Raw genomic sequence first — 16,013 nt, forward strand, 5'->3', positions numbered from 1 at the left:
CATGTAATTACATTAAATCGACAAAATCTATACAAGAAAACGCACATTATGGAAGGATTCACAGAAGGGATGTAGAATACAGAAATATGCAAAACATCAATAACGTATTAGTTGATGCAGATGCATATCCCGTGAAGGATGAGATTGTGCAAGTTGGAACTGAATTTCATGTCGAAATTGTGTTTGTCGCATCGTATACTCATCGTTCAAGAAAACAGCAAGGCAATTGGATTTATGTAGATTCTGGACAAGATGAAGTTGATTTATATATATCAACTTGCAAAGGTAACAGATCTCATGATCATACAGTATATGAGGCTTGCTAGTCTTCTTGTAAAAAAGGTGTATATGTATTGTCTTCAAGAGGTGCATTTGTAATAGATGAGCATATGAATACAATTTTATATAGTAGTATGTATCTGCGAAGTTACGCAGAAAAAGGGCCTATATAAGAGGTCCGAAGTCGTTTACACAATGTGATCGACAATACTTTCTAACAAGTTTAGAAAAAATATTGTCGAATTATAAAGGAATTTTTTAATTTATATCGAATACAAAATACGACACGGAGATGGAGTTATGGGCAACAGAATTCCCGAAGAAGTTGTTGAACAGATTCGGACGTCATCCGATATTGTAGAAGTGATTGGTGAATACGTTCAACTTAGAAAGCAGGGACGTAACTATTTCGGCCTTTGTCCATTTCATGGTGAGAATTCTCCTTCATTCTCTGTTTCATCTGATAAGCAAATTTTTCATTGCTTCGGATGTGGAGAAGGTGGAAATGTATTTTCCTTTCTAATGAAAATGGAAGGACTTGCTTTTACCGAGGCTGTTCAAAAGTTAGGTGAAAGAAATGGAATTGCGGTTGCAGAGTATACATCAGGGCAAGTACAACAAGAAGACATATCTGATGACACTGTCATCATGCAACAGGCTCACGAACTTTTGAAAAAGTATTATCATCATTTATTAGTAAATACGGAAGAGGGAAATGAAGCACTTTCATATTTATTAAACCGTGGTATTACGAAAGAGATGATTGAGAAGTTTGAAATTGGTTATGCATCGCTTGCTTGGGATGCTGCAACGAAAATTTTACAAAAAAGAGGTTTATCGCTGTCTAGTATGGAACAAGCCGGTCTTCTAATAAGAAGTGAGAAGGATGGTAGTCATTATGATCGCTTCCGTGGAAGAGTTATGTTTCCAATCCATACGTTACAAGGTAAGGTGATAGCGTTTAGTGGAAGGGCTTTAGGAGATGACACTCCGAAATATTTAAATAGCCCTGAAACACCGATTTTTCACAAAAGTAAATTGTTGTATAACTTCCACCAAGCAAGGCCGTTTATTAGAAAGCGTGGGCAAGTAGTCCTTTTTGAAGGGTATGCCGATGTACTAGCTGCGGTAAAGAGTGGTGTGGAAGAAGCTGTTGCGACAATGGGAACAGCTTTAACTGAAGAACAAGCAAAACTTCTGCGACGTAACGTTGAAACTGTTGTTCTTTGCTATGATGGTGATAAAGCAGGACGAGAAGCGACGATGAAAGCAGGGCAATTACTGTTAAAAGTTGGTTGCCAAGTGAAAGTCACATCCTTGCCAGATAAGCTTGATCCTGATGAATATGTGCAACAATATGGGACAACCGCTTTTGAAAATCTTGTGAAATCAAGTATAAGTTTTGTTGGTTTTAAAATAAATTATTTGCGTTTAGGGAAAAATTTGCAAGATGAGTCTGGCAAAGAAGAATATGTGAAAAGTGTTTTAAAAGAGTTGTCGTTGTTACAAGACGCGATGCAGGCAGAATCATATTTGAAGTCGTTATCGCAAGAGTTTTCTTATTCAATGGAAACACTTTTGAATCAATTGCACCAATATCGCAAAGAACAAAAGGTACAGCAAAAACAAATAAAGCAGGTTTCTAAGCCGTCTCAAGTTGTTCAAACAAAACCGAAGTTAACAGGTTTTGAAAGGGCAGAAAGAGAAATTATTTATCATATGTTGCAAAGTGCAGAAGTAGCCGTTCGCATGGAATCCCATATAGAAGATTTTCATACAGAAGAACATAAAGGGATTTTATATGAACTATACGCATATTATGAAAAGGGAAATGAACCTTCAGTCGGAACATTTTTAAGTTGGCTCTCTGATGAAAAGTTGAAAAACATTATCACTGATATTTCGACGGATGAATTTATTAATCCAGAATACACAGAAGAAGTGTTACAAGGCCATTTAGAGACGCTTAGACGTCATAAGGAAAAACTTGTAAAGATGGAAATCATCTTTAAAGTAAAACAGATGGAAAAAACAGATCCTGTAGAGGCTGCTAAATATTATGTAGCATATTTACAAAATCAAAAAGCGAGAAAATAGCTTTTTTGGTAAAGATTTAGTATAATGAATGTTTGTATCTCGCGTAAGGAGGGGAACAGATGGCTGACAAACCAGCTCGTTCTAAACAAATTGAAACTGAAATGACCCTTGAGCAAGTGAAAGAACAACTCACTGAGGTCGGAAAAAAACGTGGCGTTCTTACATATGAAGAGATCGCAGAACGCATGAATGGATTTGAAATTGAATCCGATCAAATGGATGAATACTATGAATATTTAGGTGAACAAGGGATTGACTTAGTTGGCGATAACGACAACGAAGAAGGTCCTAATAATCGCCAAATTACAAAAACGGAAGAAGAATTCGACCTTAATGATTTAAGTGTGCCACCAGGTGTGAAAATCAATGATCCTGTTCGTATGTACTTAAAAGAAATTGGTCGCGTTGACTTACTATCCGCTGAAGAAGAAATTCGACTTGCGACGCGTATTGAAGAAGGCGATGAAGAAGCAAAACGCCGTCTTGCGGAAGCGAACTTACGTCTTGTAGTAAGTATTGCAAAGCGTTACGTGGGCCGTGGTATGCTTTTCTTAGACTTAATCCAAGAAGGAAATATGGGTCTAATTAAAGCGGTTGAAAAGTTCGATTATCGTAAAGGTTTCAAATTTAGTACGTATGCAACTTGGTGGATTCGCCAAGCAATTACACGTGCGATTGCAGACCAAGCGCGAACAATTCGTATTCCAGTTCATATGGTTGAAACGATTAATAAGTTAATTCGTGTACAACGTCAATTGTTACAAGATTTAGGACGTGAACCATCTCCTGAAGAGATTGGTGAAGAAATGGATCTTGCGCCAGAAAAAGTACGTGAAATCTTAAAAATTGCACAGGAGCCAGTTTCTCTTGAAACACCAATTGGTGAAGAAGACGACTCCCATTTAGGTGACTTTATTGAAGACCAAGAAGCAACATCGCCTGCGGACCATGCAGCGTATGAATTGCTAAAAGAACAATTAGAAGATGTGTTAGATACACTAACAGATCGTGAAGAAAATGTTCTACGTCTTCGTTTCGGTTTAGATGATGGACGAACTCGTACGCTTGAAGAAGTTGGGAAAGTATTCGGCGTAACGAGAGAACGTATCCGTCAAATTGAAGCGAAAGCACTTCGCAAATTAAGACATCCAAGTCGTAGTAAGCGTCTTAAGGATTTCTTAGAATAGGCTAACTTTAAGTTTACTTCACTTTTGTGAAGTAAACTTTTTTATTTTGTTAATTTTTGTTAAAATTTAGCTATCGGCAACGATTACAATTTCTTGTAATTTATTTTACAGAATTGTCTTTTGATTTGCAAATGCTCATTTTTCGATTTTTCGATTAATTTTGTTTATTCTATACAAAAAAATATGTAGAAAAGCGAAAAATATGATGAGAAACGTTAATAATTATCGAAATAATAAGCGATATAACAATAAAAAACAATAAACTGAATTTATGGAATATTTTCAACGAGTGATAGTTTACTCTTTTCGGATAGAGCGTTTTCAAGTACAATGGAAATGACTGAATCATCTAACTATTTAGGGGTATAGAGGGGGGAGAAGAGATATGAAACGTAATCCGCTGATTCCGTTCGCTCTTATTGCAGCATTAGGTATTATCGTTATGTTTGTATTTTCATTTCAGGGGCTAAATAAATCTAAAGAGTTAGCTGATACAAAAAATGGCGGGAAGCCAGCGCAAACAGCATCAAAGCCAGAGGATATTGTGAAGCAAAGCTGTACGAGCTGCCATGGCGATCAGTTACAAGGGGCAGTAGGACCTAATTTACAAAAAATTGGTGGAAAACTTTCAAAGGATGAAATTAAAGAAATTCTTTCGAAAGGAAAAGGTAACATGCCTGCCAATTTAGTACCAGCTGATCAAGCGGCTAAAGTAGCTGATTGGCTATCTAAGAAAAAATAAGGTTCCATAAAACAAGCCTTTTGCTTTTGCAAAAGGCTTGTTTTTCTATACTTTCTAAAATACGATGAGTAATAGAGAATGGAATTGTTGTTATGGGCTTGCAACAACTACTATAAATTCATTATCATGGAGACAGACTGACAAGAGAAGGAGTAATGGAAATACATGAATGAAGTAAAACTTTCAAAACGATTAGAAGAAGTTGTGCGCGAGATTCCAGTAGGATCTACAGTAGCTGATATTGGATCGGATCATGCGTATTTACCGTGTTATACAATTATAAATAATATTGCTACAAAAGCAGTTGCAGGAGAAGTTGTAGATGGGCCGTTTCGTTCTGCGCAAGCAACTGTAGCTGAAAGTGGCTTACAAGATAAAGTAGATGTTCGTAAAGGGAATGGATTAGAAGTAATTACACCAGGGGAAGTAGATGTAATTACAGTAGCTGGTATGGGTGGAGCACTAATTCGTGACATTTTAGAAAGTGGTAAAGAAAAGTTAGAAGGTGTAACACGTTTAATTTTACAGCCGAACATTGCAGCACATCACATTCGTGAATGGTTTATTGAAAATGGCTGGGAGCTTATCCGTGAGAAAATCGTAAAAGAAGACGGGAAAATTTACGAAATTTTAGTTGGGGAACGAGGAAATATTGCAGCACCTTACTCGGATAATAAACAAGCTGAATTATTTATGGGTCCATTTTTAATAAAAGAAAAAGGTGAGGCTTTTGTTGAAAAGTGGGAAGGAGAATTGAAAAACTTCCAAAATATCTTAAAACAATTAGAACGTGCAGCAGATTCTGAAGAGACAAAAGCGAAACGTGTAGAAGTAGAAGCGAAAATGAAAATGATAGGGGAGATTTTATCATGAGTAAAATTCCAAATGGCCATGAGGTTATTTCTTTATTTGAAAGTATGTACCCGAAGCATTTAGCGATGGAAGGGGATAAGATTGGCCTGCAGATTGGGGCGCTTAATCAACCCGTGCAGCACGTATTGATTGCTTTAGATGTAACGGAGGAGGTTGTAGATGAAGCAATTCAATTAGGAGCGAATGTCATTATTGCGCATCACCCTTTAATTTTTAATCCGTTAAAAGCGATTCATACAGATAAGGTGTATGGGAAAATTATTGAAAAGTGTATTAAAAATGATATTGCAATCTATGCAGCGCATACAAATGTGGATGTTGCTAAGGGCGGGGTAAATGATTTACTTGCTGAGGCGTTAGGATTGCAAAATACAGAAGTTTTGGCACCGACATATGCAGAAGAAATGAAAAAAGTTGTTGTGTTTGTGCCAGTCACTCATGCAGAAGAAGTAAGGAAAGCATTAGGAGACGCAGGTGCTGGTCATATCGGCAATTATAGCCACTGTACGTTCAGTAGTGAGGGAGCAGGCACGTTTGTACCTCAGGAGGGAACAAATCCTTATATCGGGGAAACTGGGCAGTTAGAACGTGTGGAAGAGGTACGTATCGAAACGATAATTCCAGCTTCACTACAAAGAAAAGTTATGAAAGAGATGTTGGCAGCTCACCCATACGAAGAAGTGGCATATGATGTATATCCTCTTGATAATAAAGGTGAAACGTTAGGGCTTGGAAAAATAGGCTATTTACAAGAAGAAATGACACTTGGACAGTTTGCTGAACATGTGAAACAATCATTAGACGTGAAGGGCGCAAGAGTTGTCGGCAAGTTAGGTGATAAAGTGCGTAAAGTTGCTGTACTTGGTGGGGACGGTAATAAATATATAAACCAAGCGAAATTTAAAGGGGCAGATGTATATGTAACAGGTGACATGTATTATCATGTCGCTCATGATGCGATGATGCTCGGTTTAAATATAGTTGATCCAGGACATAACGTTGAAAAGGTAATGAAGCAAGGTGTGCAAAAGCAACTGCAAGAAAAAGTAGATGCGAAAAAATTCAATGTACAAATTCATGCTTCGCAGTTACATACAGATCCATTCACATTTGTATAAGAAAAATAAAAACCGTTGCTCATGTAGGCAACGGTTTTTATTATTGTTCTTTTTTCACTTTTACACGAGGTAAAATCTTTTGAAGTGGTACTTTTCGAATTCTTTCCCACGTAGCCGGATTCATTGGGTCATATTGATCTAAGAAAGCGATAACCTCTTTTGTAATTGGTGTTGGAGTAGAAGCACCTGCTGTAACAGCTACGTTTTCTACACCTTGTAGCCATTCTAATTGAATTTCACTTACATCCGCAACACGGTAAGCTTTCGTACCAGCAATTTCTTGTGATACTTGCGCTAAGCGATTCGAATTGTTACTTTTTGGATCACCAACAACGATTGTTAAATCTGCAACATCCGCTTGTTTAGCTACAGCTTCTTGACGAACTTGAGTTGCTAAACAAATTTCCTTATGGAATTCTGCTGTTGGAAATTTTTTCTGAATGTCCTCCATTAAATGTTGAACATCCCATTGACTCATCGTTGTTTGATTCGTAACTAAAATTTTATCCGTTGGGATTTCTAATGTTTCTAAATCATCCGCTCTTTCGATAAGGTGAACGATATCAGGTGCAATACCAACCGCGCCTTCTGGTTCTGGATGGTTTTTTTTGCCGATATAAATGACATGATATCCTTCAGCTTTTTTTGCTTCAATAAGGTCATGTGTTTTTGTAACATCTGGACAAGTTGCATCGATTGTCGTTAAACCTTTTTCTTTTGCACGTTGTTTAACTTCAGGAGAAACACCGTGAGCAGTAAATATAACAGTACCAGAATCGATTTGATCTAAAATATCTAAGCGACTTGGTCCGTCTAACGTAATGATTCCATCTTCTTCAAAAGCGTCTGTAACATGTTTATTGTGAACAATCATACCTAAAATATAAATAGGTCTCGGTAATGATTTATCTAATGCAGCGTTACGTGCAATTACCATTGCATCGACAACACCGTAGCAATAACCACGAGGGGAAATTTTAACAATTTTCATATGAGTAATCCTCTCCTTCTAAACAAGGGATACTTTTGTGCATAGTCCTTTACATTATAAAGGAGGAGAGGATAGAAAACAAAGGATTGTTACACATATAGTTTGGGTTTTGTTGCTATTTTTTGAACAGGCTCCTCTCGTACTTCTGTTTCTATGGCTGGCTCAATCACTATTTTTTTTCTTTTTCTTTTTTTTTGTGGAGGAGGGGGAGTTGCTACCTCAACCTTTTCTGTTAAATCTTCAGTTTGATCTTCTTCCGTACTTTTTCCAGAGGTGAGGATTTTAACAATGCTTGGTAGGTTACGCATAATGGGACCGTACTGTTCGACGACAGGGCTTACAGATTGAACGACTTGTGATACTTTTTCGATATTGTTTATCATATTAGTTGGATTCGAAATTAAATTCGAAAAAAAACTGCCGATGCCGCTGCTGGATGCTGCTGTAGTGGCTGCACCGCCGCGCGTTTCGTTTGATTCATACATTTGAGGGGGAATCATTTGCTCTGGATACTGCTGCATGTATGGTTGATATTGCTGTGAGTATTGTTGTTGGTATTGCTGTTGCTGTTGCTGTTGATATTGCTGTTGATATTGGGGTGGCCGTTGCTGTTGTTGGTGCATCATTGGCGGCTGTCCTTCTATTTGTCGATAAGGCGGAACCATTTGCATGAAAGGTTCGGTTGGATCGTGTTTTTTAAAGAGTTTAGCAAGGAACCCTTTCTTTTTTTGTGCCATCGGTGGTAGTTGTGGAATGGGGTATGGTGTATAAGGTTGTTGGCCTGGATGTGGATACATTTGCCTTACGGGAGATTTTGGAAACATGTGAGAAATCCTCCTTTCTTCAGTTAGGTATATACACATACAATATGCAATAAGAGTGAAGAAGGTTAGTTTTTGAAGTGAAAACCTAAACTAAAGATGGATTTTACTTGTAGATTTCGATATAATGTAGACTTGACTGATTTGTGCGCGCAGTAGAAATTTAGAAAGAAGGTGTAACTTATGACACAACAAACTTTTACACAGTATGATTTTAAACCATTTTTAATAGATGCAATTCGTGAACTACGCTTTACAGAGCCGACAGGAATTCAACAGAAAATTTTCCCGGTCGTGAAAAAAGGTGTAAGTGTAATTGGACAATCCCAAACAGGTTCTGGGAAAACACATGCATACTTACTTCCTACATTAAACAGAATTAATCCAAGTCGTGAAGAAGTACAGCTTGTTATTACAGCGCCTACTCGTGAGTTAGCACAACAAATTTACGAAGAAATCGTGAAATTAACAAAGTTCTGTGCAGAAGATCAAATGATTACAGCACGTTGTTTAATTGGTGGAACTGATAAACAACGATCGATTGAAAAGTTGAAAAAACAACCTCATATTGTAGTTGGAACACCAGGACGTATTAAAGACTTAGTAGAAGAAAAGGCGCTATTTGTTTATAAAGCGGATACTATTATCGTCGATGAAGCGGATTTAATGCTTGATATGGGATTCATTCAAGATGTAGATAAAATTGCAGCACGTATGCCTAAAAACTTGCAAATGCTAGTTTTCTCTGCAACAATTCCTCAAAAATTAAAACCATTTTTGAAGAAATATATGGAGAATCCAGAACATATTCATATTAATCCGAAACAAGTTGCAGCAGGAAATATTGAGCATTACCTTGTGCCTTCAAGACACCGTAATAAAATTGAATTAGTGAAAAATATGCTACTTCAATTTAAACCGTACTTAGCAATTGTGTTTACAAACACGAAGAAGAAGGCTGATGAAGTAGCCGATGGATTAGCTGAACGTGGGTTAAAAGTAGGGCGTATACACGGTGATTTATCACCACGTGATCGTAAAAAAATGATGAAACAAGTTCGTGATTTAGAATTCCAATACATTGTCGCAACAGATTTAGCGGCACGCGGTATTGATATTGAAGGAATTAGCCATGTTATTAACTATGAACTTCCATCAGATTTAGATTTCTTCGTTCACCGCGTTGGAAGAACTGCACGTGCGGGTCATTCAGGGATTGCAGTGACAATTTATGATCCAGCAAATGAAGAAGCGTTAGATAGTTTGGAAAAACAACGTCATATCGAATTTAAGCATGTAGATTTACGCGGAGATGAGTGGGCGGATTTAGGTGACCGTCGTCGTCGTAAGAGTCGTAAAAAACCAAATGATGGACTAGATGTTATGGCAACAAAAGTTGTTAAAAAGCCGAAAAAAGTAAAACCAAACTATAAGCGAAAACTTGCAACAGAACGTGACAAAGTGAAGAAAAAATATAGCAATAAAAAAAGATAAGGGATTTCCCTTATCTTTTTTTATCCAGCTATTTGTGAGAGTCGTAATCAATATGGGTAGAAAAATATGGATTAAAGCTTCACTTAATCCAGTTCATTTAAATGAAGAGTATAGTCTGTTTAAATAGTCATATAAATTTGTGTAGTGCGTTTTTTGTGAACAAACAATTCACTACATATTTCTACAAATTATGCTATCATTATAACTATTGTATATTGAAGAGGTGATTGTATGTTAAAGATTGGATCTCATGTCTCAATGAGTGGTAAGAAAATGTTATTAGCAGCAAGTGAAGAGGCTGTTTCATACGGTGCAACGACGTTTATGATTTATACAGGTGCACCGCAAAATACACGAAGAAAACCAATTGAAGAATTGAACATAGAAGCAGGACGTAAACATATGGAACTGAATGGTATTGAGGAAATTATCGTCCATGCACCATATATTATTAACGTTGGTAATACGACGAAGCCAGAAACATTCCAATTAGGTGTAGACTTCCTGCGCATGGAAATTGAAAGAACAGCGTCATTAGGTGTTGCGAAACAAATTGTTCTTCACCCAGGAGCGCACGTTGGTGCTGGAGCAGATGCGGGTATTCAACAAATTATTAAAGGGCTTAATGAAGTAATAACGCCTGAACAGACGGTTAACATTGCGCTAGAGACGATGGCTGGAAAAGGAACAGAGTGCGGTCGTAGCTTTGAGGAAATTGCAAAGATTATTGATGGTGTAAAATATAATGAAAAGCTATCTGTATGTTTTGATACGTGTCATACGCATGATGCGGGTTATGACATTGTAAATGATTTTGACGGTGTATTGAACGAATTTGACAAGATTGTTGGTGTAGATCGATTACAAGTGCTTCATATTAATGATAGTAAAAATGTGCGTGGGGCCGGAAAGGACCGTCACGAAAATATCGGTTTTGGTCATATCGGTTATAAAGCATTGCATCATATTGTACATCATCCGCAGTTAATGAACGTGCCAAAAATTCTTGAAACACCATATGTAGGTGAAGATAAAAAAGATAAGAAGCCACCATATAAATTAGAAATCGAAATGCTGAAAAACGGTACTTTTGATGAGGGGATTCTTGAAAAAATTAAAGCGCAATAAGGAGGGGGTTATCCCCTCCTTATTTTAGTAGTTGCTGAAATAAAGTGTTTACTTGTTGCGCGGTAGCAGGGGAAGTTACTTTTGCGATTTGTTTTAAGAGTTCTAGTCGCTCATTATTATCATAAATGTTAATATTCTTTCCTTTCATAAGTAAAACAATTTGTTCAGCTTGTGCAGTTGTAATTGAAACTTTATATTCTTTACTATATTTCAATAACTCTTTTGTAGAAATATGATTTAATTTTTTATTCACAATTTGTTTAATGAGATTCATCGAGTTATCCTCCTTCATACGTTCTTCTATCGAAATATATGAGTGCGTAGCTTGTACATATTCTTATAGAGTTTCTTTTTTCATGAGGAAAAGAAGCGTATGTTATAATGTAAGGACAAAACTACAGAAAAAGAATATAAGGAGGACTTATGGAACAAAAGCAACATCGAAAAGAAAGCGTTATCCATCTCATTTATCGTTTAGTAATGATTATTTTTGGGGCAGCGTGCGCGGCGGTAGCGATTGAATTATTCTTAATGCCAAATAAAATTATTGATGGTGGAATTATTGGTATTTCTCTTATATTAGATTATCTTACTCCTAATATTTGGTGGTTAAGTTTTTCTACTTTAGTTGTTATCCTCAACATTCCGTTTATGTACTCTGGGTATAAGCAAATCGGAAAAACATTTATGTTATCCTCAGCATTTGGGATTGTAGCTTTAGCATTTATTGAATCGACATTACATGCTGTTCCACCATTTACAACTGAGCCCATTTTAGCAACAGTTTTTGGTGGCCTTATTTTGGGGCTTGGTGTAGGACTTGTTATACGTCATGGCGGATCAATGGACGGAACAGAAATTATGGGGATTTTATTAACGAAGAAATTACCGTTTTCTGTTGGTGAATTCGTAATGTTTGTGAACTTATTTATTTTTGCATGGGCAGCATTTGTATTTGGTGTCGAACAAGCTATGTATTCTGTTATGACGTACTATATTGCATTCAAAACAATTGATACGGTAATTCAAGGTTTAGATGAAACGAAAGCAGTTTTAATTGTATCAGATCAGTATGAGGAAGTATCAAATGCCATTTTGCATCGTCTCGGTCGTGGAACTACAAAGCTTGTAGCCAAAGGTGGTTACACGGATAAAGAAAAAGAAGTTATTTATGCAGTTGTAACGCGTTTGGAAGTGACGAAGTTAAAATCAATTGTGCATGAAATTGATGAAAATGCGTTTGTTACGATTATGAGTACACAAGAAACAAATGGTGGTAAGTTTAAATCAGCTATCCACTAAAAAGTTACTTGGAATATTTTTCGAAAGCAGAGAATTTTTCTCTGCTTTTTGTTATAATAGTAAGGTTTCTTGAAAAAATAAATATAATTTAGGCAGATTGGTTTACAACTATAATAAGCTGTACTATAATTCAAATAGATATAAATCGGAATCATTCTGAATTAAAATAGGTGAGATGCTATGAATAATATATTGGAAATAGAAGGATTAACGTTTCGATATGAAGATCGAAATGTGTTAGAAAATATTAATTTGCAAGTTCCGAAGGGAGCTTTTTTAGGTTTAGTTGGGCCAAATGGTTCTGGGAAATCCACTTTACTAAAATGTTTATTAGGCGTTTTAAAGCCTAAACAAGGGAGTATTCGCTTGTTTGGTGTTGATAGCAAGAAGTTTAAAGAATGGAACAAACTTGGCTATGTATCCCAAAAGGCAAATAGTTTCAACTCTGGTTTTCCAGCAACTGTTTTTGAAGTTGTGTCAATGGGGCTCGTTTCGAAAAAAGGTCTTTTTCGCTTTTTCACGAAAGACGACAAGGTGAAGGTAGAAAAGGCGATTGCTGATGTAGGGATGAGTGAATTTCAAGGTCGCAATATTGGAGAGCTTTCTGGTGGACAACAACAACGTGTATTTATTGCTCGTGCGCTCGTTAGTGATCCTGAATTACTTATTTTGGACGAGCCTACTGTTGGGATTGATGTGAAAAATGTGGAAAGTTTTTATGAGATATTAGAGGATTTAAACAAAAGGCTCGGGATCACATTGATTCTTGTTACTCATGATATGGGGGCTGTTACCGAGAAAGTAACACATGTTGCATGTCTAAACCAACATTTACATTTCCATGGGAATGTAAAGGAGTTCCGAGAGTTAGAAGATGCAGAAATGTCCGTCTTATATGGACATCATGTCCATCGTTTAAAACACGAGCATGAGCATCACGGGAGGATATAATGATACAAGATTTTTTACAATATGACTTTTTACGTAATTCTTTATATGCAGGTATTTTAATTGGACTTGTTGCACCGCTTATCGGTGTGTTTGTTGTTATTCGTCGTTTATCTCTTATTGCAGATGCATTAAGTCACGTGACGTTATCAGGTATTGCAGCAAGTTTACTACTTGAAAAAACAATTTTTACAGGTGGCTTTTTAAATCCCCTATATATGGGGATGATTTTCTCGATTGGGGGAGCGTTACTAATTGAAAAGTTACGAACTGTATATAAGCATTATCAAGAATTAGCAATTCCGATTATTCTTTCAGCAGGAATGGGAATTGGAGTTATTTTCATTTCACTTGCAAATGGATTTAACACAGACTTATTTAGTTATTTATTTGGTAGTGTAAGTGCTGTAACGAGTACGGATTTAATTATTATTGGGATTGTAGCAATTGTTGTTATTGCGACAATTATTTTATTATATAAAGAGCTGTTTTTATTATCATTTGATGAGGAATACGCAGTATCAACTGGTCTAAGGGCAAAGTGGATTCACTTTATCTTCATTATACTAGTTGCTCTTGTCATTGCAGTATCAATGCGTGTAGTAGGTGTTCTTCTCGTATCCTCATTAATGACGTTACCAGTTGCAGCAAGTATTCGTATTGCTAAAGGATTTAAACAAACAATTTTCTTTTCCATTTTATTTGGTGAAATTGCAGTAATTGGTGGAATGTTTGCTTCGTATCAACTTGATCTAGCACCAGGTGGTACAATTGTTATGATAGCAGTTCTTATTTTAATCGGTGCGATTTTATGGAAGAAGAAAAAAACTGCATAAAGTAGGGATAGGTATGAATCTAACAGAAGCTTTACGCCTAATGAAAGAAAAAGGATACAAACATACTGGGAAAAGGGAAGAGATGCTCAGATTATTTGCAGCTCACAATCGTTATTTAACAGCAAAAGACGTTTTAGAGCATATGAAGGATGATTATCCAGGGCTTAGTTTTGATACGATTTATCGTAACTTAACGGTTTTTGCTGAAATCGGCGTTTTAGAACAAACAGAATTAAATGGTGAAAAACATTTTCGTTTTACATGTTCCATTATGGAACATCATCATCATTTTATTTGTTTAGATTGCGGGGGAACGAAAGAGATTACTTCCTGTCCAATGGATTTTATGAATAAAGATTTTAACGGTTATGAAGTAACAGGGCATAAATTTGAAATATACGGCCGTTGTCCAAAATGTGCAAAATAAAAACTCGTCGGTTATATAACTGACGAGCTTTTTTGCATAAAAAAGAAGGTTGCTCACAAATATTGTGGGCAACCTTCTTTTTATTGTTCTTGTGTTTCTTTTTCTTTATCTCTTTCAGCAGCCATTTCAGCAGCGATTACATCGATTTCTTTTTTCAGTTCTTCTACCATTGTTTCTTCTGGTACTTTACGAACAACTTGCCCTTTGCGGAATAATAATCCTTCTCCACGTGCACCGGCAATACCGATATCAGCTTCACGAGCCTCACCAGGGCCATTTACAGCGCAACCAAGTACTGCAACTTTAATTGGTACTTGCAGTGTAGAAATATATTCTTCCACTTCGTTAGCGATGCTAATTAAATCAATTTCAATACGACCGCAAGTTGGACAAGAGATAAGTGTTGCTGCATTAGATGCAAGACCAAATGACTTTAATAGTTCACGTGCAACTTTTACTTCTTCAACTGGATCAGCACTTAATGAAATACGAAGTGTGTTTCCGATGCCTTTACTTAAAATTGCTCCAAGACCAGCGGCACTTTTTACAGTTCCAGCAAACAATGTGCCAGATTCTGTAATACCTAAATGTAATGGATAATCAAAAGCGCGAGCAGCTTTTTCATATGCTTCAATTGCTAAGTTAACATCAGAGGCTTTCATAGATACGATAATATCGTGGAAATCTAAGTCCTCTAAAATTTTAATGTGATGTAGTGCGCTCTCAACCATGCCATCTGCAGTTGGGTATCCGTACTTTTCTAAAATGTGACGCTCTAATGAACCAGCGTTTACACCGATACGGATTGGAATGCCGCGCTCTTTTGCTGCATTTACAACAGCTTCTACTTTATGGCGACGACCAATGTTACCTGGATTGATACGTACTTTATCAATGCCACCTTCAATTGCTTTTAAAGCAAGGCGATAATCAAAATGAATATCAGCAACAAGTGGAATGTTGATTTGTTTTTTAATATCAGCAATAGCATTTGCTGCGCGTTCATCTGGAACGGCAACACGAACAACCTGACAACCAGCTTCTTCTAAACGTTTAATTTCAGCAACTGTTGCTTCAACATCATGTGTTTTTGTTGTTGTCATACTTTGTATAATTAATTCATTATTACCGCCAATTGTTAAATTACCGACTTTAACTGGACGTGTTTTTGTACGATGAGTCATTTCATTCACGAATAGATCGCTCTCCTTATAAAAGAAGTTTCTTATTTAGTCCCTCATATCAATGATAGTATACGTGATATAGGGCTATAGAAACCGAAGTGCTCGGTTTCACTTTTACTATTGTATCAGCGCCTTTATGTAATTGACAAGGATTAAGTGATCGCTTATTGATATAACGGGAATTTATAAGTCTTTCCAATTTGAATTTTTGTAGCAGATGTACTTTTATTTAATTGTTTAAAGTCATCAATTACCTTTTCAATAGAAGGGATTTTTTTCTTATTAATTTGTTCTGTAATCGAAAGAACGGTCTCACCAGTTTTTACTTCAATTGCTTTATAAGTAACATCTGTTTCTTCCTTTTTGCTTTGTTTTGTAGTTGTTTCTTCTTTTTTTATAGTTTGAGCAGCTGTTGTTTTTTTGTATGAACTTAACATCGGTAAAGTACCGATTTTTATATCGTAATAAAATATATAACCGAGAACAAGCACGAATAAGAATATACCTAATCTCTTCATATTCTTCACTCCTTTGCTAGGAATATATGCTTGTCCAAAAAAAAAATGCCTATTTAGGCATTTTTTAT

Annotated in this window: 17 protein-coding genes; 12 read left to right on the forward strand and 5 right to left on the reverse strand. The window is 36.3% G+C overall.

Translation table 11 applies throughout. The features are described from left to right. Positions 1-86 precede the first annotated feature (86 nt). The 6 genes from JDS95_RS21685 to JDS95_RS21710 all read left to right on the forward strand — a co-directional run bounded on the left by JDS95_RS21685 (position 87) and on the right by JDS95_RS21710 (position 6,296). Positions 87-326, forward strand: a complete 240-nt coding sequence (locus tag JDS95_RS21685; protein ID WP_002044942.1) for a DUF188 domain-containing protein — start codon at positions 87-89, stop codon at positions 324-326. A gap of 253 nt (positions 327-579) precedes the next feature. Then, positions 580-2,376, forward strand: a complete 1,797-nt coding sequence (gene dnaG / locus JDS95_RS21690; protein ID WP_000528230.1) for a DNA primase — start codon at positions 580-582, stop codon at positions 2,374-2,376. A 59-nt stretch (positions 2,377-2,435) separates the two neighbouring features. After that, positions 2,436-3,563 (forward strand): RNA polymerase sigma factor RpoD, encoded by a 1,128-nt coding sequence (gene rpoD, locus JDS95_RS21695; RefSeq protein WP_000764067.1) that lies wholly within the window; start codon positions 2,436-2,438, stop codon positions 3,561-3,563. Between the two features lie 385 nt (positions 3,564-3,948). Next, entirely contained in the window at positions 3,949-4,305 is a 357-nt protein-coding gene (cccA, locus tag JDS95_RS21700) for a cytochrome c550 (protein WP_000828150.1), read from the forward strand. Between the two features lie 165 nt (positions 4,306-4,470). Next, complete coding sequence (locus JDS95_RS21705) at positions 4,471-5,178, forward strand: tRNA (adenine(22)-N(1))-methyltransferase (protein WP_085450590.1); 708 nt, start codon at positions 4,471-4,473, stop codon at positions 5,176-5,178. After that, entirely contained in the window at positions 5,175-6,296 is a 1,122-nt protein-coding gene (locus tag JDS95_RS21710) for a Nif3-like dinuclear metal center hexameric protein (RefSeq protein ID WP_000036260.1), read from the forward strand. Before JDS95_RS21705 ends, JDS95_RS21710 begins: the two co-directional genes overlap by 4 nt. A gap of 40 nt (positions 6,297-6,336) precedes the next feature. Here the strand turns inward: JDS95_RS21710 and JDS95_RS21715 are convergent, their stop codons facing one another. Together JDS95_RS21715 and vrrA are read right to left on the reverse strand one after the other, a co-directional pair. Further along, entirely contained in the window at positions 6,337-7,287 is a 951-nt protein-coding gene (locus JDS95_RS21715; RefSeq protein WP_000706652.1) for a 4-hydroxy-3-methylbut-2-enyl diphosphate reductase, read from the reverse strand. An 89-nt stretch (positions 7,288-7,376) separates the two neighbouring features. Next, a complete protein-coding gene (gene vrrA / locus JDS95_RS21720; RefSeq protein WP_199690779.1) occupies positions 7,377-8,111 on the reverse strand; it encodes a VrrA/YqfQ family protein in 735 nt (244 codons plus the stop codon). A 180-nt stretch (positions 8,112-8,291) separates the two neighbouring features. On the opposite strand from vrrA, the gene JDS95_RS21725 reads away from it, so the two are divergent. Together JDS95_RS21725 and JDS95_RS21730 are read left to right on the forward strand one after the other, a co-directional pair. Further along, entirely contained in the window at positions 8,292-9,602 is a 1,311-nt protein-coding gene (locus JDS95_RS21725) for a DEAD/DEAH box helicase (protein ID WP_000194009.1), read from the forward strand. A gap of 231 nt (positions 9,603-9,833) precedes the next feature. Beyond that, a complete protein-coding gene (locus JDS95_RS21730) occupies positions 9,834-10,730 on the forward strand; it encodes a deoxyribonuclease IV (RefSeq protein WP_085450592.1) in 897 nt (298 codons plus the stop codon). 19 nt (positions 10,731-10,749) lie between these two features. On the opposite strand, the gene JDS95_RS21735 is transcribed toward JDS95_RS21730, so the two are convergent. Further along, positions 10,750-11,004, reverse strand: coding sequence for a DUF2624 domain-containing protein (locus JDS95_RS21735; protein ID WP_085450593.1), 255 nt, complete (start codon positions 11,002-11,004; stop codon positions 10,750-10,752). A 149-nt stretch (positions 11,005-11,153) separates the two neighbouring features. Between JDS95_RS21735 and JDS95_RS21740 the strand changes: the two genes are divergently transcribed. The 4 genes from JDS95_RS21740 (at position 11,154) to JDS95_RS21755 (ending at position 14,243) form a co-directional block, all read left to right on the forward strand. Then, a complete protein-coding gene (locus JDS95_RS21740) occupies positions 11,154-12,032 on the forward strand; it encodes a YitT family protein (RefSeq protein WP_000435957.1) in 879 nt (292 codons plus the stop codon). A 180-nt stretch (positions 12,033-12,212) separates the two neighbouring features. Next, positions 12,213-12,983, forward strand: a complete 771-nt coding sequence (locus JDS95_RS21745; RefSeq protein WP_001059667.1) for a metal ABC transporter ATP-binding protein — start codon at positions 12,213-12,215, stop codon at positions 12,981-12,983. Beyond that, on the forward strand, positions 12,983-13,816 hold the full coding sequence (locus JDS95_RS21750) for a metal ABC transporter permease (RefSeq protein WP_000613814.1): 834 nt from the start codon (positions 12,983-12,985) through the stop codon (positions 13,814-13,816). Before JDS95_RS21745 ends, JDS95_RS21750 begins: the two co-directional genes overlap by 1 nt. Before the next feature lie 13 nt (positions 13,817-13,829). Then, positions 13,830-14,243 carry a Fur family transcriptional regulator gene (locus JDS95_RS21755; protein WP_001054515.1) on the forward strand — a complete coding sequence of 138 codons (414 nt, stop codon included), beginning with the start codon at positions 13,830-13,832 and terminating at the stop codon, positions 14,241-14,243. Positions 14,244-14,323: 80 nt separating this feature from the next. On the opposite strand, the gene ispG is transcribed toward JDS95_RS21755, so the two are convergent. Next, complete coding sequence (gene ispG, locus JDS95_RS21760; protein ID WP_162861751.1) at positions 14,324-15,427, reverse strand: flavodoxin-dependent (E)-4-hydroxy-3-methylbut-2-enyl-diphosphate synthase; 1,104 nt, start codon at positions 15,425-15,427, stop codon at positions 14,324-14,326. Positions 15,428-15,591: 164 nt separating this feature from the next. Then, positions 15,592-15,945, reverse strand: a complete 354-nt coding sequence (locus JDS95_RS21765; protein WP_000825413.1) for a hypothetical protein — start codon at positions 15,943-15,945, stop codon at positions 15,592-15,594. Between the last annotated feature and the right edge of the window lie 68 nt (positions 15,946-16,013).

The sequence above is a fragment of the Bacillus cereus group sp. N24 genome (assembly GCF_016483345.1).
Taxonomy (GTDB): Bacteria; Bacillota; Bacilli; order Bacillales; family Bacillaceae_G; genus Bacillus_A; species Bacillus_A toyonensis.

Bases quoted from the DNA above. Each gene is read 5' to 3' on its own strand.
- JDS95_RS21685 (WP_002044942.1), top strand. From the start codon at position 87: ATGCAAAACATCAATAACGTATTAGTTGATGCAGATGCATATCCCGTG.
- dnaG (WP_000528230.1), top strand. From the start codon at position 580: ATGGGCAACAGAATTCCCGAAGAAGTTGTTGAACAGATTCGGACGTCA.
- rpoD (WP_000764067.1), top strand. From the start codon at position 2,436: ATGGCTGACAAACCAGCTCGTTCTAAACAAATTGAAACTGAAATGACC.
- cccA (WP_000828150.1), top strand. From the start codon at position 3,949: ATGAAACGTAATCCGCTGATTCCGTTCGCTCTTATTGCAGCATTAGGT.
- JDS95_RS21705 (WP_085450590.1), top strand. From the start codon at position 4,471: ATGAATGAAGTAAAACTTTCAAAACGATTAGAAGAAGTTGTGCGCGAG.
- JDS95_RS21710 (WP_000036260.1), top strand. From the start codon at position 5,175: ATGAGTAAAATTCCAAATGGCCATGAGGTTATTTCTTTATTTGAAAGT.
- JDS95_RS21715 (WP_000706652.1), bottom strand. From the start codon at position 7,287: ATGAAAATTGTTAAAATTTCCCCTCGTGGTTATTGCTACGGTGTTGTC.
- vrrA (WP_199690779.1), bottom strand. From the start codon at position 8,111: ATGTTTCCAAAATCTCCCGTAAGGCAAATGTATCCACATCCAGGCCAA.
- JDS95_RS21725 (WP_000194009.1), top strand. From the start codon at position 8,292: ATGACACAACAAACTTTTACACAGTATGATTTTAAACCATTTTTAATA.
- JDS95_RS21730 (WP_085450592.1), top strand. From the start codon at position 9,834: ATGTTAAAGATTGGATCTCATGTCTCAATGAGTGGTAAGAAAATGTTA.
- JDS95_RS21735 (WP_085450593.1), bottom strand. From the start codon at position 11,004: ATGAATCTCATTAAACAAATTGTGAATAAAAAATTAAATCATATTTCT.
- JDS95_RS21740 (WP_000435957.1), top strand. From the start codon at position 11,154: ATGGAACAAAAGCAACATCGAAAAGAAAGCGTTATCCATCTCATTTAT.
- JDS95_RS21745 (WP_001059667.1), top strand. From the start codon at position 12,213: ATGAATAATATATTGGAAATAGAAGGATTAACGTTTCGATATGAAGAT.
- JDS95_RS21750 (WP_000613814.1), top strand. From the start codon at position 12,983: ATGATACAAGATTTTTTACAATATGACTTTTTACGTAATTCTTTATAT.
- JDS95_RS21755 (WP_001054515.1), top strand. From the start codon at position 13,830: ATGAATCTAACAGAAGCTTTACGCCTAATGAAAGAAAAAGGATACAAA.
- ispG (WP_162861751.1), bottom strand. From the start codon at position 15,427: ATGACTCATCGTACAAAAACACGTCCAGTTAAAGTCGGTAATTTAACA.
- JDS95_RS21765 (WP_000825413.1), bottom strand. From the start codon at position 15,945: ATGAAGAGATTAGGTATATTCTTATTCGTGCTTGTTCTCGGTTATATA.